Here is a 16,688-nt window from a genome sequence, read left to right as displayed (position 1 = left end):
TGACGCACGCCGCCAAACGCAATCGGGCAGGATGCGGTCACGCCCTGCCCGATCGGCCATCCTTTCCATCGGGAGCGGCCCGCCGGCGCCGGCACGGCGATCACGCCGCCGCACGCACCGCTGGCCACTTCGCCTGCGTTACTTCACCTGCGTTACTTCGCCGCGTTCGCCGTCATCTTGAAGATGCCCTGCGCGTTGCCGGCATCGAAACGCAGGTCGGTCACCCAGCGGCGCGCCGCCTGGTCGAACGTGCGCTTGCGCGTGATGAACTCGTAGAACGAACCCGGCACGTTGCGCTTCACCGTGCCGCCGTCGCGCGTGCGGAATTCGCGCTCGACGATATCCGCGCGATACGCGGTCTGGAACACGCGGCCCGAGCGCGAACGCTCGACTTCCGGCTTCATCGGCCGGCCCTTCGCCTTCTCGTCGTCGGCCAGCTTGAACACGTCGGCGACGCGGTCGGTCGCATGGTTGAACGCATTACCTTCGGTCGAGATCCACGCCATTTCCGCCGATTCGAGCAGCAGCGTTTCGTAGTCGAGTTCGCTCGGCAGGTCGTGCTGGCGCGCGAACGCCCCGACGATCTCCGGCAGCAGCGCGTGCGCGGCCTCCAGCGGCAGCCAGCCTTCGCGCTCGACTTCCCACAGCAGCGCGACGGCCGCTGGCGACAGCGGATCGCGCGACGTGCTCACCACGTTCGTCACGGCCTGCTGGAATTCCTTCGAGAAACGTTCCGGATGCAACTCGCTGACGAAGAACTGCGCGATTTCGTCCGGTGCGTCTTCATGCGCATACGCGCGGCCCGTCATGCCGAGCTTGTCGAGCGGGTAGCGGCCGTTCAGGCGGAAGCCGAGCGGACGCAGGATGCGCGTGAACGCGGCCTCGCCCGGCGGCAGCGCGCCCGTGTGCGGCCAGCGCACCGTGCGCAGCGCGCCGTGGTCGAAATAGACCGAGCCGCCGCTTTCGATCGCGTCGGCCGTATACGCGCGGCCGTTCGCCGAACGTTCGAGCAGCCCTTCGAACAGCGCCATGTTCATCGTCTGCGCGATTTCCGCGCGCGTCACGACGCCGTCTTCCCATTCTTCGAGGATGGCCGGCATGTTCAGGGTCGAGAACAGGGCGTCGGTCTTCGCCTGTCCCAGCAGCTTCGTCAGCAAGCTCTCGATATTCGGATTGCGCATCAGGATTCTCGTCTCGGGGGATCGCCGGCAAACGTGCCGGCAACTCGTTGGCCGGCCGCCCAGCGGGCGCACGGCCTTGCGTGGGGAGCATTATTCAAAGGGTTGCAGCCGGGCGTAAAGCGAGATTAAATTGATACGTGATGAGTTTTTGGAATTATCGGCCGCTCCGCTGCTCCGCCTCCCGCCTTGTGTCGCGCGGGCCTGATCGTCAGACGAATCGAACATCATGCGCAAATTCAAGATTCCGAACATGGGCGCGCTCGTGGCTTTCGAAGCCGCCGCGCGCCACGAAAGCTTCACGCACGCGGCCAAGGAGCTGTTCCTGACCGAAAGCGCGGTATCGCGGCAGATCGCGACGCTCGAAGCGAGCCTCGGCGTGCGGCTGTTCGCCCGCGTGAAGCAGCGCGTCGTGCTGACGCGCGCCGGCAAGCTGTACGGCACGCAGGTGCGGCGCGCGCTCGAGGCGCTCGACCGCGACACGCTGTCGATCATCGCGCACGGCAGCGGCGGCGGCTACCTGGAGCTGGCGGTGCTGCCGACCTTCGCGTCGCACTGGCTGATCCCGCGCATCAAGAACTTCTACGACCGCACGCCCGACGTGCGCGTGAACATGGGGAGCCGCACCGACCTGTTCTCGTTCGAGGACACCCACTTCGAGGCCGCGATCCATTACGGCAAGCCGACCTGGCCCGGCACGTCGTCCGACTACCTGTTCGGCGAGGAAGTCGTGCCGATCTGCTCGCCGGCGCTGCTCGACGGGCCCGTGCGCAGCGTCGAGGATCTGCTCGCCTACCCGCTGCTGCACTCGACGACGCGCCCCGGCGCGTGGGCGCAGTGGTTCGAGGCGCACGGCGTCGAGGACATCCGCACGATGCAGGGCGTGCGCTACGAGCTGCACACGATGCTGATCAGCGCGGCCGCGGCCGGGCTCGGCGTCGCGCTCGTGCCGAAATTCTTCGTCGAGGAACAGTTGCAGCAGCTCGGGCTGATGGTGCCGTGCGACGCGGCGACCGTCGGCGATTCCGCGTACTACCTCGTGTATCCGACGGAGTTCAGCCACAGCAAGCCGCTGGAGCTGTTTCGCGGCTGGCTGCTCGAGCAGGCGAGCGCGTATGCGGCGCCGGATTTCGACGCGGAGGGCGGCGAGATGGTGGACGACGAGGACGTCGAGTAACGTCGCGGTCGCGCCATGCTTATGGCGCGGTGGCCTCGCACGCGTGTCGCGCCGGCGGACTGGCCTTCACCACCTTCACCAGCCGCGCGTGATCGGGCTCCTCCAGCCCCGGGCACACCGTGTCCAGATCGCGGATCACGACCGTCGCGCGCCCGTCGAACCGGCACACGCCGTCGGGTTGCGCGGCGGGCAGCCGCAGGCCGCGCCGTGCATCGCGCTGGTTCGTGAACCGGATCACACCCGCGCGTTGCGAACGGTCAGGCAGGCGCCGCGCCGATGCGTCGTCCTCCTCGAACCACACGTCCGGCCCGCTCGATTCGTCGCCGTAATCGAGCGTGTAACGGCCCGACAGCGTGATCGCCCGGGCGACATGCACCGAATGGCATTCGGGTTCGGCATCGCCCGGGATCGTCTGCGCGCGTGCTGCAACCGGGCCACAAGCCAGCCACAACACGGCGCACAGCACGCGGGCGCGGCCGGTCATGTGCGACACATCAATCGATTGGCGGATCATGGGCAGTGAGGTGCGGGTCATCGTGACGAAGACCCGCATTGTCGCCTGACGCATGCATCACGTGCATCACATGTGCCACTTCACCGTGGCGGTCAGCGTGCGCGGATCGCCGGGCATGTTGTACAGGTCCGCGTTGCCGTGCGCGGCGATGAAGTAGCGGCGATCGAACAGGTTGTCGAGCGTGAGCGTCACGTCGACCTTCTTGCTGCGATACCCGGCCCCCAGGTTGAACACCGTGAACGACGGCAGCGTGACGAGATCGCTCGCCGACGTGTAGCGCGCCGACTGAAACTGCATGCCGGCCGCCGCGTAGAAACCGTACGGCAGCTCGCGCTTGAGCCACAGGTTCGCGCTGTGACGCGGCATCAGCCCCGGCGTGTTGCTCGATACCGCGACGCCCGCCGCCGTCGATTGCGCGGAGCCGTCGACCGTGCCGTTTAGGTACGCGTAGCCCGCATACACCGACCACTTCGGCGCGATCTCGCCGGTGAAGCCCAGCTCCATCCCGTGCACGTGCTGCGTGCCGATCGGCAGCGCATAGCCGGGATTCGCCGGGTCGCCGATCTGCTGGTTGGTCTGGCGCATGTCGAACAGCGCAACGCTGGCCGTCGCCTTGCCGCCGAGATCGAAGCGCGAGCCGACTTCATACGCGGTGGTCTTCTGCGGCGCGAGCGCGGCGCCGTTCGCGAACGCGCCGGCGCTGATCAGCGTGTCGGCCAGCGGCGAGAACGACTGGCTGAACGAGCCGTACAGCGTCAGCCAGTCGAGCGGTTCGTAGATCAGGCCGACGCGCGGGCTCCACGCGTGATCGGTGCGGTCGAGGTTGACGTTCGCCGACGTGTAGTCGTGGCGGATCTGGTTCAGGTAGTCGAAACGCAGCCCCGCGAGCACCTTCCAGTGTTCGGTCAGCGAGATCAGGTCCTGCGCGTAGCCCCCCGCGAGCCCGACGACGGTCGACGCGTTCGTCTTCGCCCGCGCGCCGGTCGGCACGCCGGGCAGCATCACCGCCTGCGGATTGAACAGATCGTAGGTCGCCACCTTCGACACGCTGTAGATCGTGTCGAACTTCTGCTGCTGCGACAGTTCGAGCCCGTACAGCAGCTCGTGGCGCATGCCGAACAGCGAGGTTTTCTGCGTGAGTTCGAACAGGCCGTCGATGCCGTGGTCGGTGCGCTGGCGCGTCGACTGGTCGAGCGTCACGACCGGGTGCGCGGCGGTCTTGATCGGCTCGTACGTCACGTAGTTCTTGCGTTCGAGCGAGAAGTCGTACGCGCGGATCGCGCCATGGAACGACAGCGAATCGCTGAAGCGATGGTCGAGCGACACCGTCGCGCTCTTCGCGGAGACGTCGTTGTACGAGCTGTTCGCCGCGTCGGCCGAACCGTAGTACGTGTTGATCGGCACATCGACCGGCCGCCCGAGATACGCGGGCAGCCCCTGGTCGGACGTGCGGCGGTCGTGCAGGTAGTCGAATTCGACGTTCAGCACCGTGTCGCTGTCGAGCTTGAACTGCGCGGACGGCGCGATCGCCTGACGGTTGAGCTGGAACTGGTCGCGGAAGCTGTTCGAGTTCTCGGCCGCGCCGGTGATCCGGAAACGCGCCGCATCGTTCGCATTCCAGCCGAGGTCGAATTCGCCGCGCCGCTCGCCGCGCGTGCCGAGCGTCACGCCGACGTCGTTGACCGGCGTCGCCAACGGCCGCTTCAACACGCGGTTCACGATGCCGCCCGCCGAGCCGCGCCCGTACAGCACGGCCGCCGGCCCCTTCAGCACTTCGACGCGGTCGACGTTCGACAGGTCGCGATAGTAGAGCGCATCGTCGCGGATGCCGTCGACGTACTGGTCCGTGATGCTGTTGAAGCCGCGGATCGTGATCTGGTCGCGCTGGCCGTCACCGACCGAGAAACCGACGCCCGGCACGTTGCGCAGCGCATCCTGCATCGACGTCGCGTTCTGGTCCTCGATCACCGCGTGCGGCACCACGTTCACCGTCTGCGGCACGTCCATCAGCGACATGTCGGTCTTGGTCGCCGCGCGCGAGTGGCCGCCGTCGTACGACGCATGCTCGGCGGTTGCATTGACGGAGATCGCGGGCAGGGTCGCGGCGGCGTCGCTTGCCTGCGCGCAGGCGGCGCGTGTGCCGGCAAGCGACGAGGCGATCAGAAGGACGTGGCACGCGCTCTTGTTGAATTTCATCGTTGAAGTAAGGGCAGAGGGAAAACGGCGAACGAAAACGCATCCGGCCAACGCGCGAACCACGCAGTGAATCGGCTGGCGAAATCCTTTCCGTGAACAGGAAACGGCGCGCGGGGGATCGCCTCGTCGCGCTGGCGGGCCGGTGGACGGCCGGCGCGGATGGCTGCAGGCCGGCACGAAACCAGCCGTGACGTTCCGTCACGGCGTGTAACGGAGCGAAATATTAAACGAGAATGATTCGTATTTTTAGTTAATTTTTAACGTGTCGCCTGCCTGCAACGGGCAGGCACATGGCGTTCCGCATTCCTGACGAATGCCTTTCTGTTTCGGGATTTAATGCGACCCGCGCGTAATTAAAACGAAAGATTTCGATCGACCACATCGGGCGATGAAGGGGCAGGCAGAAGGCGGGATTCGGCAGACGACGATAGAAATACTGGAGAGGATCACGAAGCATCCGTCGAAGCAGGCGGAACGCATGGGAAGTCCGGTGCGCGCCGGACCGGGCAACCCCGACCCGGCGCTCCGGGCAGCCGACCTCGCATCGGCAGCGCGGCGGACTTTCTTCCGTTCTTCACTACATATGCTCTCAGGCTCACTTCATTTTTCTCTTCGCCGCGCCGGACAATTATCCGCGCAATCCGGCCCAAGGGAAACGTTTGCGGGTGCGATTGGCGTGTTATACCAAGCATTCGGCAACAGTCTTTCCAGATGCTTACGGCGGATGCGGCACGGTTCGGCAAATCTTGCGTTCACGCCGGCGTTCCTTTTTAATGGAACTGGTTTCATTCGTTGATTCGGCCATGTTCGCGCGTGACGCGTCGTCGTCCGCGCGTCATGATGCCGAATCAGGATCGAGGATCACCCAGCTCAGGATTCGCAGCGCCCGTCCTTCCCGGACACCCCGTCAAACGAGACCGTCATGCCCGATTCCGCCTCCCTGCAGCAGTTGTTTCCCGCCTTTCAGGACATTCCCGCCGAGTACCGGCTCACTTCGCCGATTCACCAGCGCGTGTCGCTCGTCGACGGCGCGTTACGGCCGTGGGACGGCGCGACCAAGACCGTGCTGTCGCCGGTGTGCGTGCGACAGGCGGACGGCAGCGTCGAGCAGGTCGAGATCGGCAGCTACCCGGTGATGGGCGAAACGGAAAGCGACGCGGCGCTCGACGCCGCGGTGCGCGCGTACGACGCCGGTCGTGGCGAGTGGCCGACGATGAAGGTCGAGCAGCGCATCGCGTGCATGCAGGATTTCATCAAGCGGATGGTCGCGCAGCGTGAGCGGGTGGTGAACCTGATCATGTGGGAGATCGGCAAGAGCCTCACCGATTCGCAGAAGGAGTTCGACCGCACCGTCACGTACATGACGCAGACGATCGACGCGCTGAAGGAACTCGACAACGCGAATTCGCGCTTCGTGATCGCCGAAGGCACGATCGGCCAGATCCGCCGCACGCCGCTCGGCGTCGTGCTGTGCATGGGCCCGTACAACTATCCGTTGAACGAGACCTTCGCGACGCTGATCCCCGCGCTGCTGATGGGCAACACCGTGGTGTTCAAGCCGCCCCAGTACGGCACGCTGCTGTTCGAGCCGCTGCTCGAAGCGTTCCGCGACGCGTTCCCGAAGGGCGTGATCAACACGATCTATGCACCGGGCGCGGTGGTCGTGCCGCACATGCTCGCGTCGGGCAAGATCAACGTGCTCGCGCTGATCGGGTCGAGCAAGGTGGCCGACCACCTGAAGAAGCAGCACCCGAAATCGCACCGGCTGCGCGCGATCCTCGGCCTCGACGCGAAGAACGCGGCGATCGTGCTGCCCGACGCCGATCTCGACCTCACCGTGAAGGAATGCCTGCTTGGCGCGCTGTCGTTCAACGGCCAGCGTTGCACCGCGCTGAAGATGCTGCTCGTGCACCGCTCGATCGTCGATGAATTCCTGAAGCGCTTCACCGCCGCGCTCGAACAGCTGAAGATCGGCATGCCGTGGGAGAAGGGCGTCAGCATCACGCCGCTGCCCGGCATGCATCGCACGGCCTACATGACGGACGCGATCGACGATGCGAAGGCCAAGGGTGCGCAGGTCGTCAACCATTCGGGCGGCGAGTTCAGCAAGACGCTGTTCTATCCGGCCGTTGTGTATCCGGTGTCGGAAGGGATGAAGCTGTACCGCGAGGAACAGTTCGGGCCGATCATTCCGGTCGCGCCGTTCGACGACGTCGACACCGCGCTCGATTACGTGACGACGTCGGATCACGGCCAGCAGGTCAGCATCTTCGGTTCCGATCCGGCGCAGATCGGCGCGCTCGTCGATCCGCTCGTGAACCAGGTGTGCCGCGTGAACATCAACTGCCAGTGCCAGCGCGGGCCCGACGTGTTCCCGTTCGCGGGGCGCAAGGATTCGGCCGAGGGCACGCTGTCGGTGAGCGACGCGCTGCGCGCGTTCTCGATCCGCTCGATGGTCGCGGCGAAGCAGACCGAAGGCAGCAAGCAGCTGCTCGATTCGATCGTGTCGGATCACTACTCGAAGTTCATCAATACGGGCTTCATTTTCTGACGCGAGCCGTTCGCGAAAAAGCCGCTGCACGCGCCCGTGCAGCGGCTTTTTTTGACCCTGCGCGCAACTACGCCCGAACCTGGAACGTCAATGCGTCGAGATCGAGCGGCCCGCCGGTCAGCAGAACCGGGCCTTCATCGCCGATCAGCACCGTATCGGAATGACGGAAGCCGCCGACACCCTCGATATAGATGCCCGGCTCGATCGTCAGGCACATCCCCTTCTCGATCGGCCGGTCGTAGCCTTCGGCGAAGAACGGCGCCTCGTGCGCGGTGACACCCATTCCGTGCCCGGTCCGGTGCAGCATCCGGTCGCCCATCCCCGCGCGGCGGAAATAGTCGTTGACCTTGCGATCGACGTCGCTCAGCAGCGCGCCGGGCATCGCCGCGTCGAACGCCAGCCGCCGCCCTTCCGACATCACGTCGAACGCGCGTCGCGCCGCGTCCGGCACGTGGCCGAGGAAGAAGGTCCGCTCGACTTCCGCGCCGTAGCCGTTCATCACCGCATTGACGATCGACACGTGCGGACCGCCCTCCTCCATCCGCATGTCGATGTTGCTGAAGTTGTGCGGATCGTGCGACACGCTGCCCGGCTGGAACACCGCGACGATCCGCGTCGCCAACGGGTTCAGCGACGGATCGTCGGCCAGCAGCCGCTGCATGATGAAGCCGCGAATGCGCGACGACATTTCCGCCATCCCGAGTCCCGGGCGCGCTTCGCTCAGCAGCAAGTTGTGCGCGTCGGTCGCGATCCCGCACGCATACACGTGGCGGCCGATCTCGTAGTCTGACTTGATCATCCGGACGTCGTCGATGATGTCGATGCATACGCGCTCGCCCGGCGTCCGCGCATAGACCTGCAACGGACACACCGACTCGACACCGACACGCTCGCCCGGCCCGAACAGCGCGTTGAAACGGTCGCTCCATTCGCGTCCGGCCGGCGCCGGAAATTCGAAATATGGAATCAGCTCGAGTTCGCCGATCGAGCGCGTCCGCACATGCGGCTGCTCGAGCTGCGGCACGACGAACTGCGGCGGGCCGCTGCGCGAAATGACCAGCACGAACGGCCGCTCGTGGACGATGTTCGCGAAGTTCGTCAGGTAGTAGATGTTGTCCGGGGAGAACGCCACATAACGATCGAGGCCGGCTTCCGCCATGCGTTCGCGCACGCGGTCGAGACGCCCTTCGAGTTCCGCCTCGCTGGGCGGTGCGAACGTGGGTTTGAACTTCATGCGTGACTTCTCCTGTTGAGGGTGAGGGGGCGGCCGCACTGGCCGGTCATTGCGATGTCGCTACAGCAGCACATTTCATTCGTTATCCTGCATTTCAACAACACGCTCATCGACTGAATCCGGCTCGCTTATTCGCTCGCCATACGACGGAACCCGAGCAGCGCGACCAGGCTCACGACCGACATCGCGACGATGTACAGCGCGGGCGACGCCTTGTTGTGCGTGGTCGCGATCAGCCACGTGACGATCAGCGGGGAAAAACCGCCGAACACCGTCGTCGGGATGTTGTACGACACCGCGAGGCCGGTGCTGCGCACCGCGGCCGGGAACGCGCGCGCGGCGAGCGCGGGCACCAGCCCGACGAGCACGCCCATCGGCGCGGCGGCGGCGGCCTGCATGATCAGCAGGTTGCGCAGCGAAGGGCTCGCGATGACCCACGTATAGAGCGGCAGCGTGATCGCGGACAGCACGACGATCGCGGCGGCGACCATCGCGACCGGCCGGCGCCAGACGTCGCCGAGCAGGCCCGCGAGCGGCGCGATCGCAACCATCACGATGCCGGCAACCGTCGTGCTCATGAACGGCGCGGACATCGGCAACCCGAGCTGCTTCACCGCGAACGTCGGCATGTAGATCAGGTACATGTAGAACGACGCAGTACTGACGATCGTCACGCCGATCGCCGCGACGAACGACGCGAGGTGCTCGCCGAACAGGCGCTCGAGCACCTGCGAAACCGGCAGCGCTTCGCCGTGCACGAACGCATCGGTTTCCGACACGTTCCTGCGGATATAGAAGCCGACCGGGCCGATCAATAACCCGACGACGAACGGCACACGCCAGCCCCAGCTTTCGATCTGATGCGGGCTGAGCGACGTCGTCAGAATCGTGCCGATCATGCCGCCCAGCACGATGGCCAGCATCGTGCTCGACATCTGCAGGCTCACGAAGAAATGGCGTCGATGCGGCGGCGCCTTTTCCGCGAGGAAGGCAACCGTGCTGCCGAATTCGCCCGATGCCGCGAAGCCCTGCACGAGCCGCGCCAGCACGAGGATCGTGGCGCCGAGCCAGCCGGCCTGCGCATACGGCGGCGCCACCGCGATCGCGGCCGTGCCGGCCAGCATCAGCCAGATCGTGACGGACATCGCCGCCTTGCGGCCGTATCGGTCGCCGTACAGCCCGAGCACGATACTGCCGAGCGGCCGCACGACGAACCCCACGCCGAAGGTCGCCGTCGCGAGCAACAGCGACCCGACCTGCCCGGCCACCGGGAAAAACAGCTTCGCGATCACGCTGGCGAAATAGCCGTAGATCACGAAGTCGAACCACTCGAGCGCATTGCCCGCGGCGGCGGCCGCGACGTCGCGCAGCATGCCCGTTCGCGCGGACGGCGGCGCCCCCGCCGATCGGCGATCGAGCGCCAGGGCGTCGGCCGGATTCACTGCATCCTCTTTCATCGTCTGTCTCCTCCACCTGCTGGCTGCAGTGGCTTCGTGCTCATGTTCGATGCGCACCGTTACCGCGTCCAACGGATTTCCGGAATATGATCATCACCAACGTGAATAATGGTGTGAGCCTGCATGCGGCTTCGTCGGGCCGCCAGGCCGGCTTGCTGCAAGGGCAAACGCGGCCTTGCCCGCATGCCGTGTCGCGCGGACACTGGCAGCCGCAACGTTCCGCTTTCCGCAGCCATGTGCGGGATGCCGGCACCCGAACCGGAGATGTGCGATGAAGGATGTGTTCCGCCAGCTCGACCTCAACCTGCTGCGCGTGTTCGCGGCATTGATGGCCGAAGGCAACGTCACGCGCGCCGCCGAGCGGCTGGCGCTTTCACAGTCGGCGGTCAGCAATGCGCTGCGCAGGCTGCGCGAATCGCTCGACGACGTGCTGTTCGAGAAGACCGTCTCGGGCGTGCGGCCGACCGCGCGTGCGCGCGAGCTGTGGTCGGCGGTCCAGCCGCACTTCGACGCATTGAAGCAGGCGATCTCGCCCGACCAGTTCGACCCGCAAGCACATCGGGGCACCTTTACGATCGCGATGTCGGACTACTCGGTCGAGCGCATCATGCCGCGCCTCGCGCGATACATGGGCACGCATGCTCCGTCGATGCGGATCGAGCTCACGCCGTTCAGCGTCGCCGACCTGCCGGGCATGTTCGACCGCGGCGGCGTCGATCTCGCGATCGGCGGCTACCTGAACGACTCGAGCCCGAGCAGCGGCGTGCGCACGCACGAGATGTGGCCGATCCACTGGAGTTGCTTGATGCGCAAGGATCACCCGCTCGCGAAGGGGCCGCTCACGCTGAAGCGCTTCCTCGCGGCGCGGCATCTCGACGTCGGGTTTTCGGGCATGCGGGTGCCGGTGTACGACAGCCTGCTCTCCGCGCACGGCCTGCAACGCAATCTCGTCCTCACGCTGAATGCGTACTCGCCCGCGCTGGCGATCATCCGGGAGTCGGATTTCATCGGCGTGCTGCCGACCACACTGCTCGATCTATCGATCCATGAAAAGGAACTGGTGTCGCGGCAACCTCCGGTGCGCATGCCCGCGCGGCCCTACTGCGTGATCTGGCATCAGCGCTGGGACAGCCATCCCGCGCACCGCTGGCTGCGGCAGACGATCGTGTCGCTGTTCACGCGTCCGGCGGAGCAGCCGGGCAGCGCCGGGCGCCCGGCAACCCGGCGCGCTGCCCGCTAGATGCGCGGGTGCGCCACCTCAGACGTTCGACGCCAGCAGCCTGATCCCCGCCACGCCGAACACGACGGCAAGACACGCTTCCATCGCGCGCCGGCCGCGCACGTACAGCCGGCGCGCACCGTCCATCGAGAACACGAGTGCGTAACCGCCGAACACCAGGCACCCGATCACGAGGCAGCCCGGCACGACGGCGCCGTGCGACGCGCCCGCGCCGTTCGATGACAGCGCCACGATCGACACCCACACGAGGATCGCTTTCGGATTGGTCAGGTGCAGCATCGCGCCACGCACATAGAAGCGCGACAGCCGCTGCTCGCCTGCTGCGTTCAGCGACGCTGCCCCCTTGCCCGACAGCGCCGTGCGCCCCGACTTGAACGCGAGCCACAGCAGATACACCCCGCCGAACAGCTTGATCGCGACCAGCAGCTTCGACCACGCGAGCAACGCGGCCGACACGCCGAGCGCCGCCACCGTCGCCCAGAGCATCGACCCGGACATGACGCCGAGCGCGAACGCGAGCGCCGCCTTGCGGCCCTGGTTCGCGGCGACGGACATGATCGCGAGATTGCTTGGCCCGGGGCTGGCCGTACCGATGAAATAGGCCGTGTAGGCCAGCAGCAGGTTGGCCGAGAAGAAGGCGTGGACGCTCATGTCGAACCTCGCAAGGATGGTTAGGGGATTGTTGGCAAACGCGCGCCGTCTGCCCATGGACAATTGCCCTTCCATTCGCTGGGCCAGTTGGACGGGCCGCGCTTCCGGGTTGCCGCACGCGAATCCGTCTCGGTTTTGAAACACCCGTCACATTCGCCGGCGGTTTTTGCCGACCATGGCGGACTTCCATTTCCACCGCTTCCGGCGGCCCGGACGCCCGGCGGGCGCAGGCGGCACACGCGCGCCGGCCCGTTTCGTCAGACACGCGGGGAACGCGCCACGCAATTTATCCCGGCGTTACGTTACATCCGTGAAGCATTTCGCCTCGGCGAGCCGCTCCGCGTACCCGATATGCGTCGCGCCACGCATCTAGACGGCCGCCTCGATCACCTCCGCTACCCAGTATCGGCGGGACTCGCCGCCCGCCTCGCATCGCGGCTCAACAATACTCAACAATCGTCTCGCGGCGCTGGTACGAAAACTGCATTCCGTTCGGGTGACAACCGCGCCGTTCACCGCGCGGACACGAACCCACCTTCGGGCGCATCCACCGGACACGCCCGAACGATCCGAGCAAGTTACGAGGCCCTTCATGGATACGCTGCCCAATTCGTCCGACACGTCGTTCCAGCTCTTTCTCGCGAAGCTGCTCGAACAGCCGTTGCCCGACTGGACCGAAAAACAGCAGATGGAACTCGAGATGGCACGCTCGCTGTCCACCGAAATGGTTCACCTCGCCGAGGACATGCGCGGCCGCACGCCCGACCTCGCGCGCTGCCTCGTGCTGCTCCGCTACGCGAAGGTGCTCGACTTCATGCTGACGTCGCTCGCCGCGCACCGCGACATTCATCCGCAGACGCTGCGCACGCTGTTCCGGCTCGCGAACCTGAAAGTCGACGATGCGTATCCGGCCTGAGCCGGCGCAATGCATCGGCTGCCGCGGGCGTCACGCACGACCGCGGCGGCCCCTCCCGATTCGCGGCGCGCGCATGCCCGACGACCTCGCCGCATGATCGCCAGGAACCGGAGAAACCGTCTGGCCGGCGCACTCGGCGTGTTCGTGAAACGCTACGGCCGCAACGCGCAGAAGCATCTCGACCCGAACGATCGCCGCCACGATCACGACGTCGAGCGGACGATGCGCCGCTTGTCGCCGGCCGACCTGTCCGATCTGCTGGCCGGCGATGACGGCAGCGCCGCCGACGACGAGTCCGGTTTCGCCGAGGTGAGGCCCGCGCCGTGAACGCCGTCGACTTCGACCGGATCTGGTCGGCCATCTGCACAACCCCGGCCTGGTCCGTGACGAAGGGCCAGGGCAGCTTTCTCACGTTCGAGTTCGGGCAACCCGCGCTGTACGTCAGGGAGCCGCTCGCCGGCTCGCCCGGCCTGTCCGCGGCGGCGCGCGACAGGCTCGCGTCGCGGCGCGTGACGGTCGCCGGCAACGGGCATCTGTGGATCTGCTACTGCCATTGGTCGATCGCGCTCGACGGTCACGAACTCGCGCACAGCGAATCCCGATCCGGCGACATCGCGGCCGCCGCGCAACGGCTCGACGGACAGATCCTGCAATCGATCGCGCCCTGCGCGCAGCCGGGTTCGTGGGCGTTCGACTTCGATCTCGGCGGCAAGCTGACGACCTGGCCCTACGGCGACGACCCGGCCGACGAACAGTGGCATCTGTACGACCGGCGTTCCGGCAACGTGCTGACCGCCCGCGCGGACGGCACCTGGTCATATGGCCCGGCGAACACACCGCCCGGCGGCGGATCGTTCGGTTCCGGATAGCCGCAGCGGGCGCCCCATCCGCTTCCGGCCGCACGCCGGGCTGATACCGCGAATCAGCGTGCCAGCCGGCTCCTCCGCGCAAACGGAGGTACAATCGCGCGCCATGAACGCACTTCGCCACTTCCTGCTCCGGCAAGGCGTCGCGCGACAGCTTCTGTGGGGGTTCCTCCTCGTGACGCTGCTGTCCCGCGCGCTGATGTCGGGCGCCGTGATGCTCGATCCGGACGGTCCGGATGCGGGCTCGGTGGTACTGTGTTCGGGCCGCGGCCCGCTGATCGTCAATGTGGCTGCACTCGCCGCCCGCTTCGATGCCGGCGCGCCGATCACACCGGCCAACGATGCGCGGGCGCTCGCCGATGTGCTCAAGCATGACGCGCATGCCGACCAGACGGCGTCGTCCGGCAGCGGCGACAGCCTGTGCGTATTCGGCGCCGCGCTGTTCACGGCGCTGGCGTCGTTCGTGCTGCGGGTGCTGCTGTTTCCCGCCGTCGCGCCGCGGCGCTTCCGGATTCGCTTCGACCGGTTTCCCGTCGTGCGATCGATCTTCGACGATCGCCCCCCCTCCCGCGCTCCTCCTCTGTTCTGCTGACGGTTCCGCCCAGCGGCTCGTGCACGTCGACGTGCGCTGGCCTGCATTCCGTTCGTCTCACACGACCTGATTCAAAGCGTTCACCTGCATGCCCGCATCGCGCGGGCGACGCCGTCATGCGCCCCTTCCGCGCATGACGCCGCGCCGCCCGTTCCATCGATGCGCGCTGGCGGGCGCAACGCGCGTTGACGCCCGTCGGCTCGCGCCGGCGCGGCCGCTCAACGAACACGAGGAGCTGACACCATGTCGACCACCGTCGAGCGAGCCCTCTCGCCCGCCCAATCCGCCCACGCCGGCTACCGGACGCTCTGGCGCTGGCACTTCTATGCCGGCCTGTTCGTCATGCCGTTCCTGGTGGTCCTCGCGATCACCGGAACGCTCTACTGCTTCCAGCCGCAGATCGAGCCGCTGCTGTATCCGCACCGGCTCGTCGTCGAGCCGCGCGCCACACCGCGGCTCGATGCCGACGCGCTGCTCGCGAACGCGCGCGCCGCGATGCCGGCCGGCGCGACGCCGGTGTCCGTCCAGGTCTCGACCGCGCCGGACCGCAGCGCCGAATACGTGTTCCGGCTGCGCGACGGCAGCCGCGAGAGCGTGTATGTGAACCCGTACGACGGCAGCGTGCTCGGCACGCTGAGCGTCGAGAACCGCTTCATGCAGATCGACCGGATGCTGCATCGCAAGCTGCTGCTCGGCAAGACCGGCGAGTTGCTGATGGAACTCGCCGCGTGCTGGACCTTCGTGATGATCGGCACCGGCATCGCGCTGTGGTGGCCGCGAGGCGCGGCGCGCGTCGGGCAGGCGCTGCGTCCCGACCTGTCGCTGCGCGGCCGGCCGCTGTGGAAAAACCTCCACGCGACGGCCGGCATCTGGCTCGCAGCCGGCACGGTGGCGTTCATCCTGACCGGGCTGCCGTGGTCGGGCTCGTGGGGCAAGAACTTCAAGGCGCTGGCCGCGACCGTGAACCTCGGCGCGCCGGAAGGCGCATGGGGCGGCGGGTCGGTGCGCTCGACGCGCCCGGGTGCTGCCGCGGCGCCCGCGCCTGCCCAGGCCGCTGCGCCGTCGGGTCATCACCACGAATCCGGCGATTCGATGCCGGGAATGGTGATGGACGACCTGCCGCTGCCGCAAACGCCGTGGGCGGTCGGCAACGTGCCCGTGCCGCACTCGCCGTCGGCGCCGACGCCGGCACCGCTGCCGCTCGCGCGCGCGATCGCGATCGTCGCGGGCCTCGGCGTGACGAGCGGCTACACGCTTGCGCTGCCGTCCGGCACGGACGGCGTGTTCACCGCGTCGTACTTCCCGGCCGACCCGAAGGCCGAGCGCACGATCTACATCGACCAGTACAGCGGAGCCGTGCTGAAGGACATCCGCTATGACGACTACGGCGCGGTATCGCAGGCCGTGTCGTACGGCACGTCGCTGCACATGGGCCGCTACTTCGGGCTCGCGAACCAGATCCTCTGCGCGGTCCTGTCGCTCGGGCTGGCCGCGATGGCCGTCACCGGTACCGTGATGTGGTGGAAGCGCCGCCCGGCCGGCAAGTTGGGCGCGCCGTCGCGCGAACGCGGCACGCCGCCGATGCGCGGCTGGGCCGCGGGACTCGTGCTGCTCGGCATCGTCTTTCCGCTGATGGGCGCGACGATCGTCGCGGTCTGGTTGATCGACCGCCTGCTGTTCGGCCGTGCGGCACGCGCAGCCGCCTGAATCGTCGCGCGCCGGCACACGCCGCGCGCCGACACGGCAAGCCCGGGCCACGGCGTGGCTCGGGCTGTTCGCGCTCGTGCTCGCGCTGGTCGCGCCGCTGATCTCGCAACTGCGCGCAGCCGCATCCGACGACGGCTTGCCGGCCGCGCCGATCTGCTCGGCAACCGGCAACACGCTCGTGACGCACGCGCAACCGCATGCGCCGTCGGATTCGCCGTCCGACCGGCATGTCGACCGCTGCGGCTATTGCGGCCTGCTCGCCGGCCATCCGCCGCTGCAGTACGCGGTGCTCCTGTCCGCCTCCCCGGCCGTGCGGCATGCGCTGCCCGAGCCACCGATCCTCCCTGCTCGCCCCCCGTCGAAGCCCTACGCGCTCGCCGCGCGCGGGCCACCGTCCGCCCGCGCCTGA

The 16,688-nt window shown here is 67.2% G+C and carries 16 protein-coding genes; 10 read left to right on the top strand and 6 right to left on the bottom strand.

Features of this window, described 5'->3' with window-relative positions:
- Positions 1-152: 152 nt before the first annotated feature.
- A complete protein-coding gene (locus HWX39_RS03550; protein WP_175965586.1) occupies positions 153-1,181 on the bottom strand; it encodes a DUF1338 domain-containing protein in 1,029 nt (342 codons plus the stop codon).
- Between the two features lie 226 nt (positions 1,182-1,407).
- On the opposite strand from HWX39_RS03550, the gene HWX39_RS03545 reads away from it, so the two are divergent.
- Positions 1,408-2,355, top strand: a complete 948-nt coding sequence (locus HWX39_RS03545; protein WP_175965585.1) for a LysR family transcriptional regulator — start codon at positions 1,408-1,410, stop codon at positions 2,353-2,355.
- A 19-nt stretch (positions 2,356-2,374) separates the two neighbouring features.
- Here HWX39_RS03545 and HWX39_RS03540 read toward each other — a convergent pair whose 3' ends face one another.
- Both HWX39_RS03540 and HWX39_RS03535 read right to left on the bottom strand, forming a co-directional pair.
- Positions 2,375-2,908 (bottom strand): hypothetical protein, encoded by a 534-nt coding sequence (locus HWX39_RS03540; protein WP_244134890.1) that lies wholly within the window; start codon positions 2,906-2,908, stop codon positions 2,375-2,377.
- Positions 2,909-2,935: 27 nt separating this feature from the next.
- Positions 2,936-5,065 carry a TonB-dependent siderophore receptor gene (locus tag HWX39_RS03535; protein ID WP_175965584.1) on the bottom strand — a complete coding sequence of 710 codons (2,130 nt, stop codon included), beginning with the start codon at positions 5,063-5,065 and terminating at the stop codon, positions 2,936-2,938.
- Positions 5,066-5,987: 922 nt separating this feature from the next.
- Here HWX39_RS03535 and HWX39_RS03530 point away from each other — a divergent pair.
- Complete coding sequence (locus HWX39_RS03530; protein ID WP_175965583.1) at positions 5,988-7,616, top strand: NADP-dependent glyceraldehyde-3-phosphate dehydrogenase; 1,629 nt, start codon at positions 5,988-5,990, stop codon at positions 7,614-7,616.
- A 67-nt stretch (positions 7,617-7,683) separates the two neighbouring features.
- On the opposite strand, the gene HWX39_RS03525 is transcribed toward HWX39_RS03530, so the two are convergent.
- Both HWX39_RS03525 and HWX39_RS03520 read right to left on the bottom strand, forming a co-directional pair.
- Positions 7,684-8,850, bottom strand: a complete 1,167-nt coding sequence (locus HWX39_RS03525) for a Xaa-Pro peptidase family protein (protein WP_175965582.1) — start codon at positions 8,848-8,850, stop codon at positions 7,684-7,686.
- A gap of 128 nt (positions 8,851-8,978) precedes the next feature.
- Complete coding sequence (locus HWX39_RS03520; RefSeq protein ID WP_175965581.1) at positions 8,979-10,307, bottom strand: MFS transporter; 1,329 nt, start codon at positions 10,305-10,307, stop codon at positions 8,979-8,981.
- 86 nt (positions 10,308-10,393) lie between these two features.
- Here HWX39_RS03520 and HWX39_RS03515 point away from each other — a divergent pair, with 86 nt between their 5' ends.
- Together HWX39_RS03515 and HWX39_RS03510 are read left to right on the top strand one after the other, a co-directional pair.
- Complete coding sequence (locus HWX39_RS03515; RefSeq protein ID WP_175965580.1) at positions 10,394-10,582, top strand: hypothetical protein; 189 nt, start codon at positions 10,394-10,396, stop codon at positions 10,580-10,582.
- A complete protein-coding gene (locus HWX39_RS03510) occupies positions 10,579-11,547 on the top strand; it encodes a LysR family transcriptional regulator (protein WP_175965579.1) in 969 nt (322 codons plus the stop codon). The genes HWX39_RS03515 and HWX39_RS03510 overlap by 4 nt, the downstream gene beginning before the upstream one ends.
- An 18-nt stretch (positions 11,548-11,565) precedes the next feature.
- On the opposite strand, the gene HWX39_RS03505 is transcribed toward HWX39_RS03510, so the two are convergent.
- On the bottom strand, positions 11,566-12,198 hold the full coding sequence (locus tag HWX39_RS03505) for a LysE family translocator (protein WP_175965578.1): 633 nt from the start codon (positions 12,196-12,198) through the stop codon (positions 11,566-11,568).
- A 592-nt stretch (positions 12,199-12,790) separates the two neighbouring features.
- On the opposite strand from HWX39_RS03505, the gene HWX39_RS03500 reads away from it, so the two are divergent.
- The 6 genes from HWX39_RS03500 (at position 12,791) to HWX39_RS03475 (ending at position 16,688) form a co-directional block, all read left to right on the top strand.
- A complete protein-coding gene (locus HWX39_RS03500) occupies positions 12,791-13,114 on the top strand; it encodes a DNA-binding protein (RefSeq protein ID WP_175015743.1) in 324 nt (107 codons plus the stop codon).
- A 93-nt stretch (positions 13,115-13,207) separates the two neighbouring features.
- Entirely contained in the window at positions 13,208-13,441 is a 234-nt protein-coding gene (locus HWX39_RS03495; RefSeq protein ID WP_175965577.1) for a hypothetical protein, read from the top strand.
- A complete protein-coding gene (locus tag HWX39_RS03490; protein ID WP_175965576.1) occupies positions 13,438-13,983 on the top strand; it encodes a hypothetical protein in 546 nt (181 codons plus the stop codon). Before HWX39_RS03495 ends, HWX39_RS03490 begins: the two co-directional genes overlap by 4 nt.
- A gap of 103 nt (positions 13,984-14,086) precedes the next feature.
- A complete protein-coding gene (locus HWX39_RS03485) occupies positions 14,087-14,572 on the top strand; it encodes a DUF2946 family protein (RefSeq protein WP_175965575.1) in 486 nt (161 codons plus the stop codon).
- Between the two features lie 243 nt (positions 14,573-14,815).
- Complete coding sequence (locus tag HWX39_RS03480; RefSeq protein ID WP_175965574.1) at positions 14,816-16,279, top strand: PepSY domain-containing protein; 1,464 nt, start codon at positions 14,816-14,818, stop codon at positions 16,277-16,279.
- Positions 16,257-16,688, top strand: coding sequence for a DUF2946 domain-containing protein (locus tag HWX39_RS03475; protein ID WP_175965573.1), 432 nt, complete (start codon positions 16,257-16,259; stop codon positions 16,686-16,688). Before HWX39_RS03480 ends, HWX39_RS03475 begins: the two co-directional genes overlap by 23 nt.

This window comes from Burkholderia sp. BCC0322, from assembly GCF_902833045.1.
Classification (GTDB): Bacteria; Pseudomonadota; Gammaproteobacteria; order Burkholderiales; family Burkholderiaceae; genus Burkholderia.
Note: the sequence above shows the minus strand (reverse complement) of the source record. Positions and strands in the feature narration are given on the sequence as shown.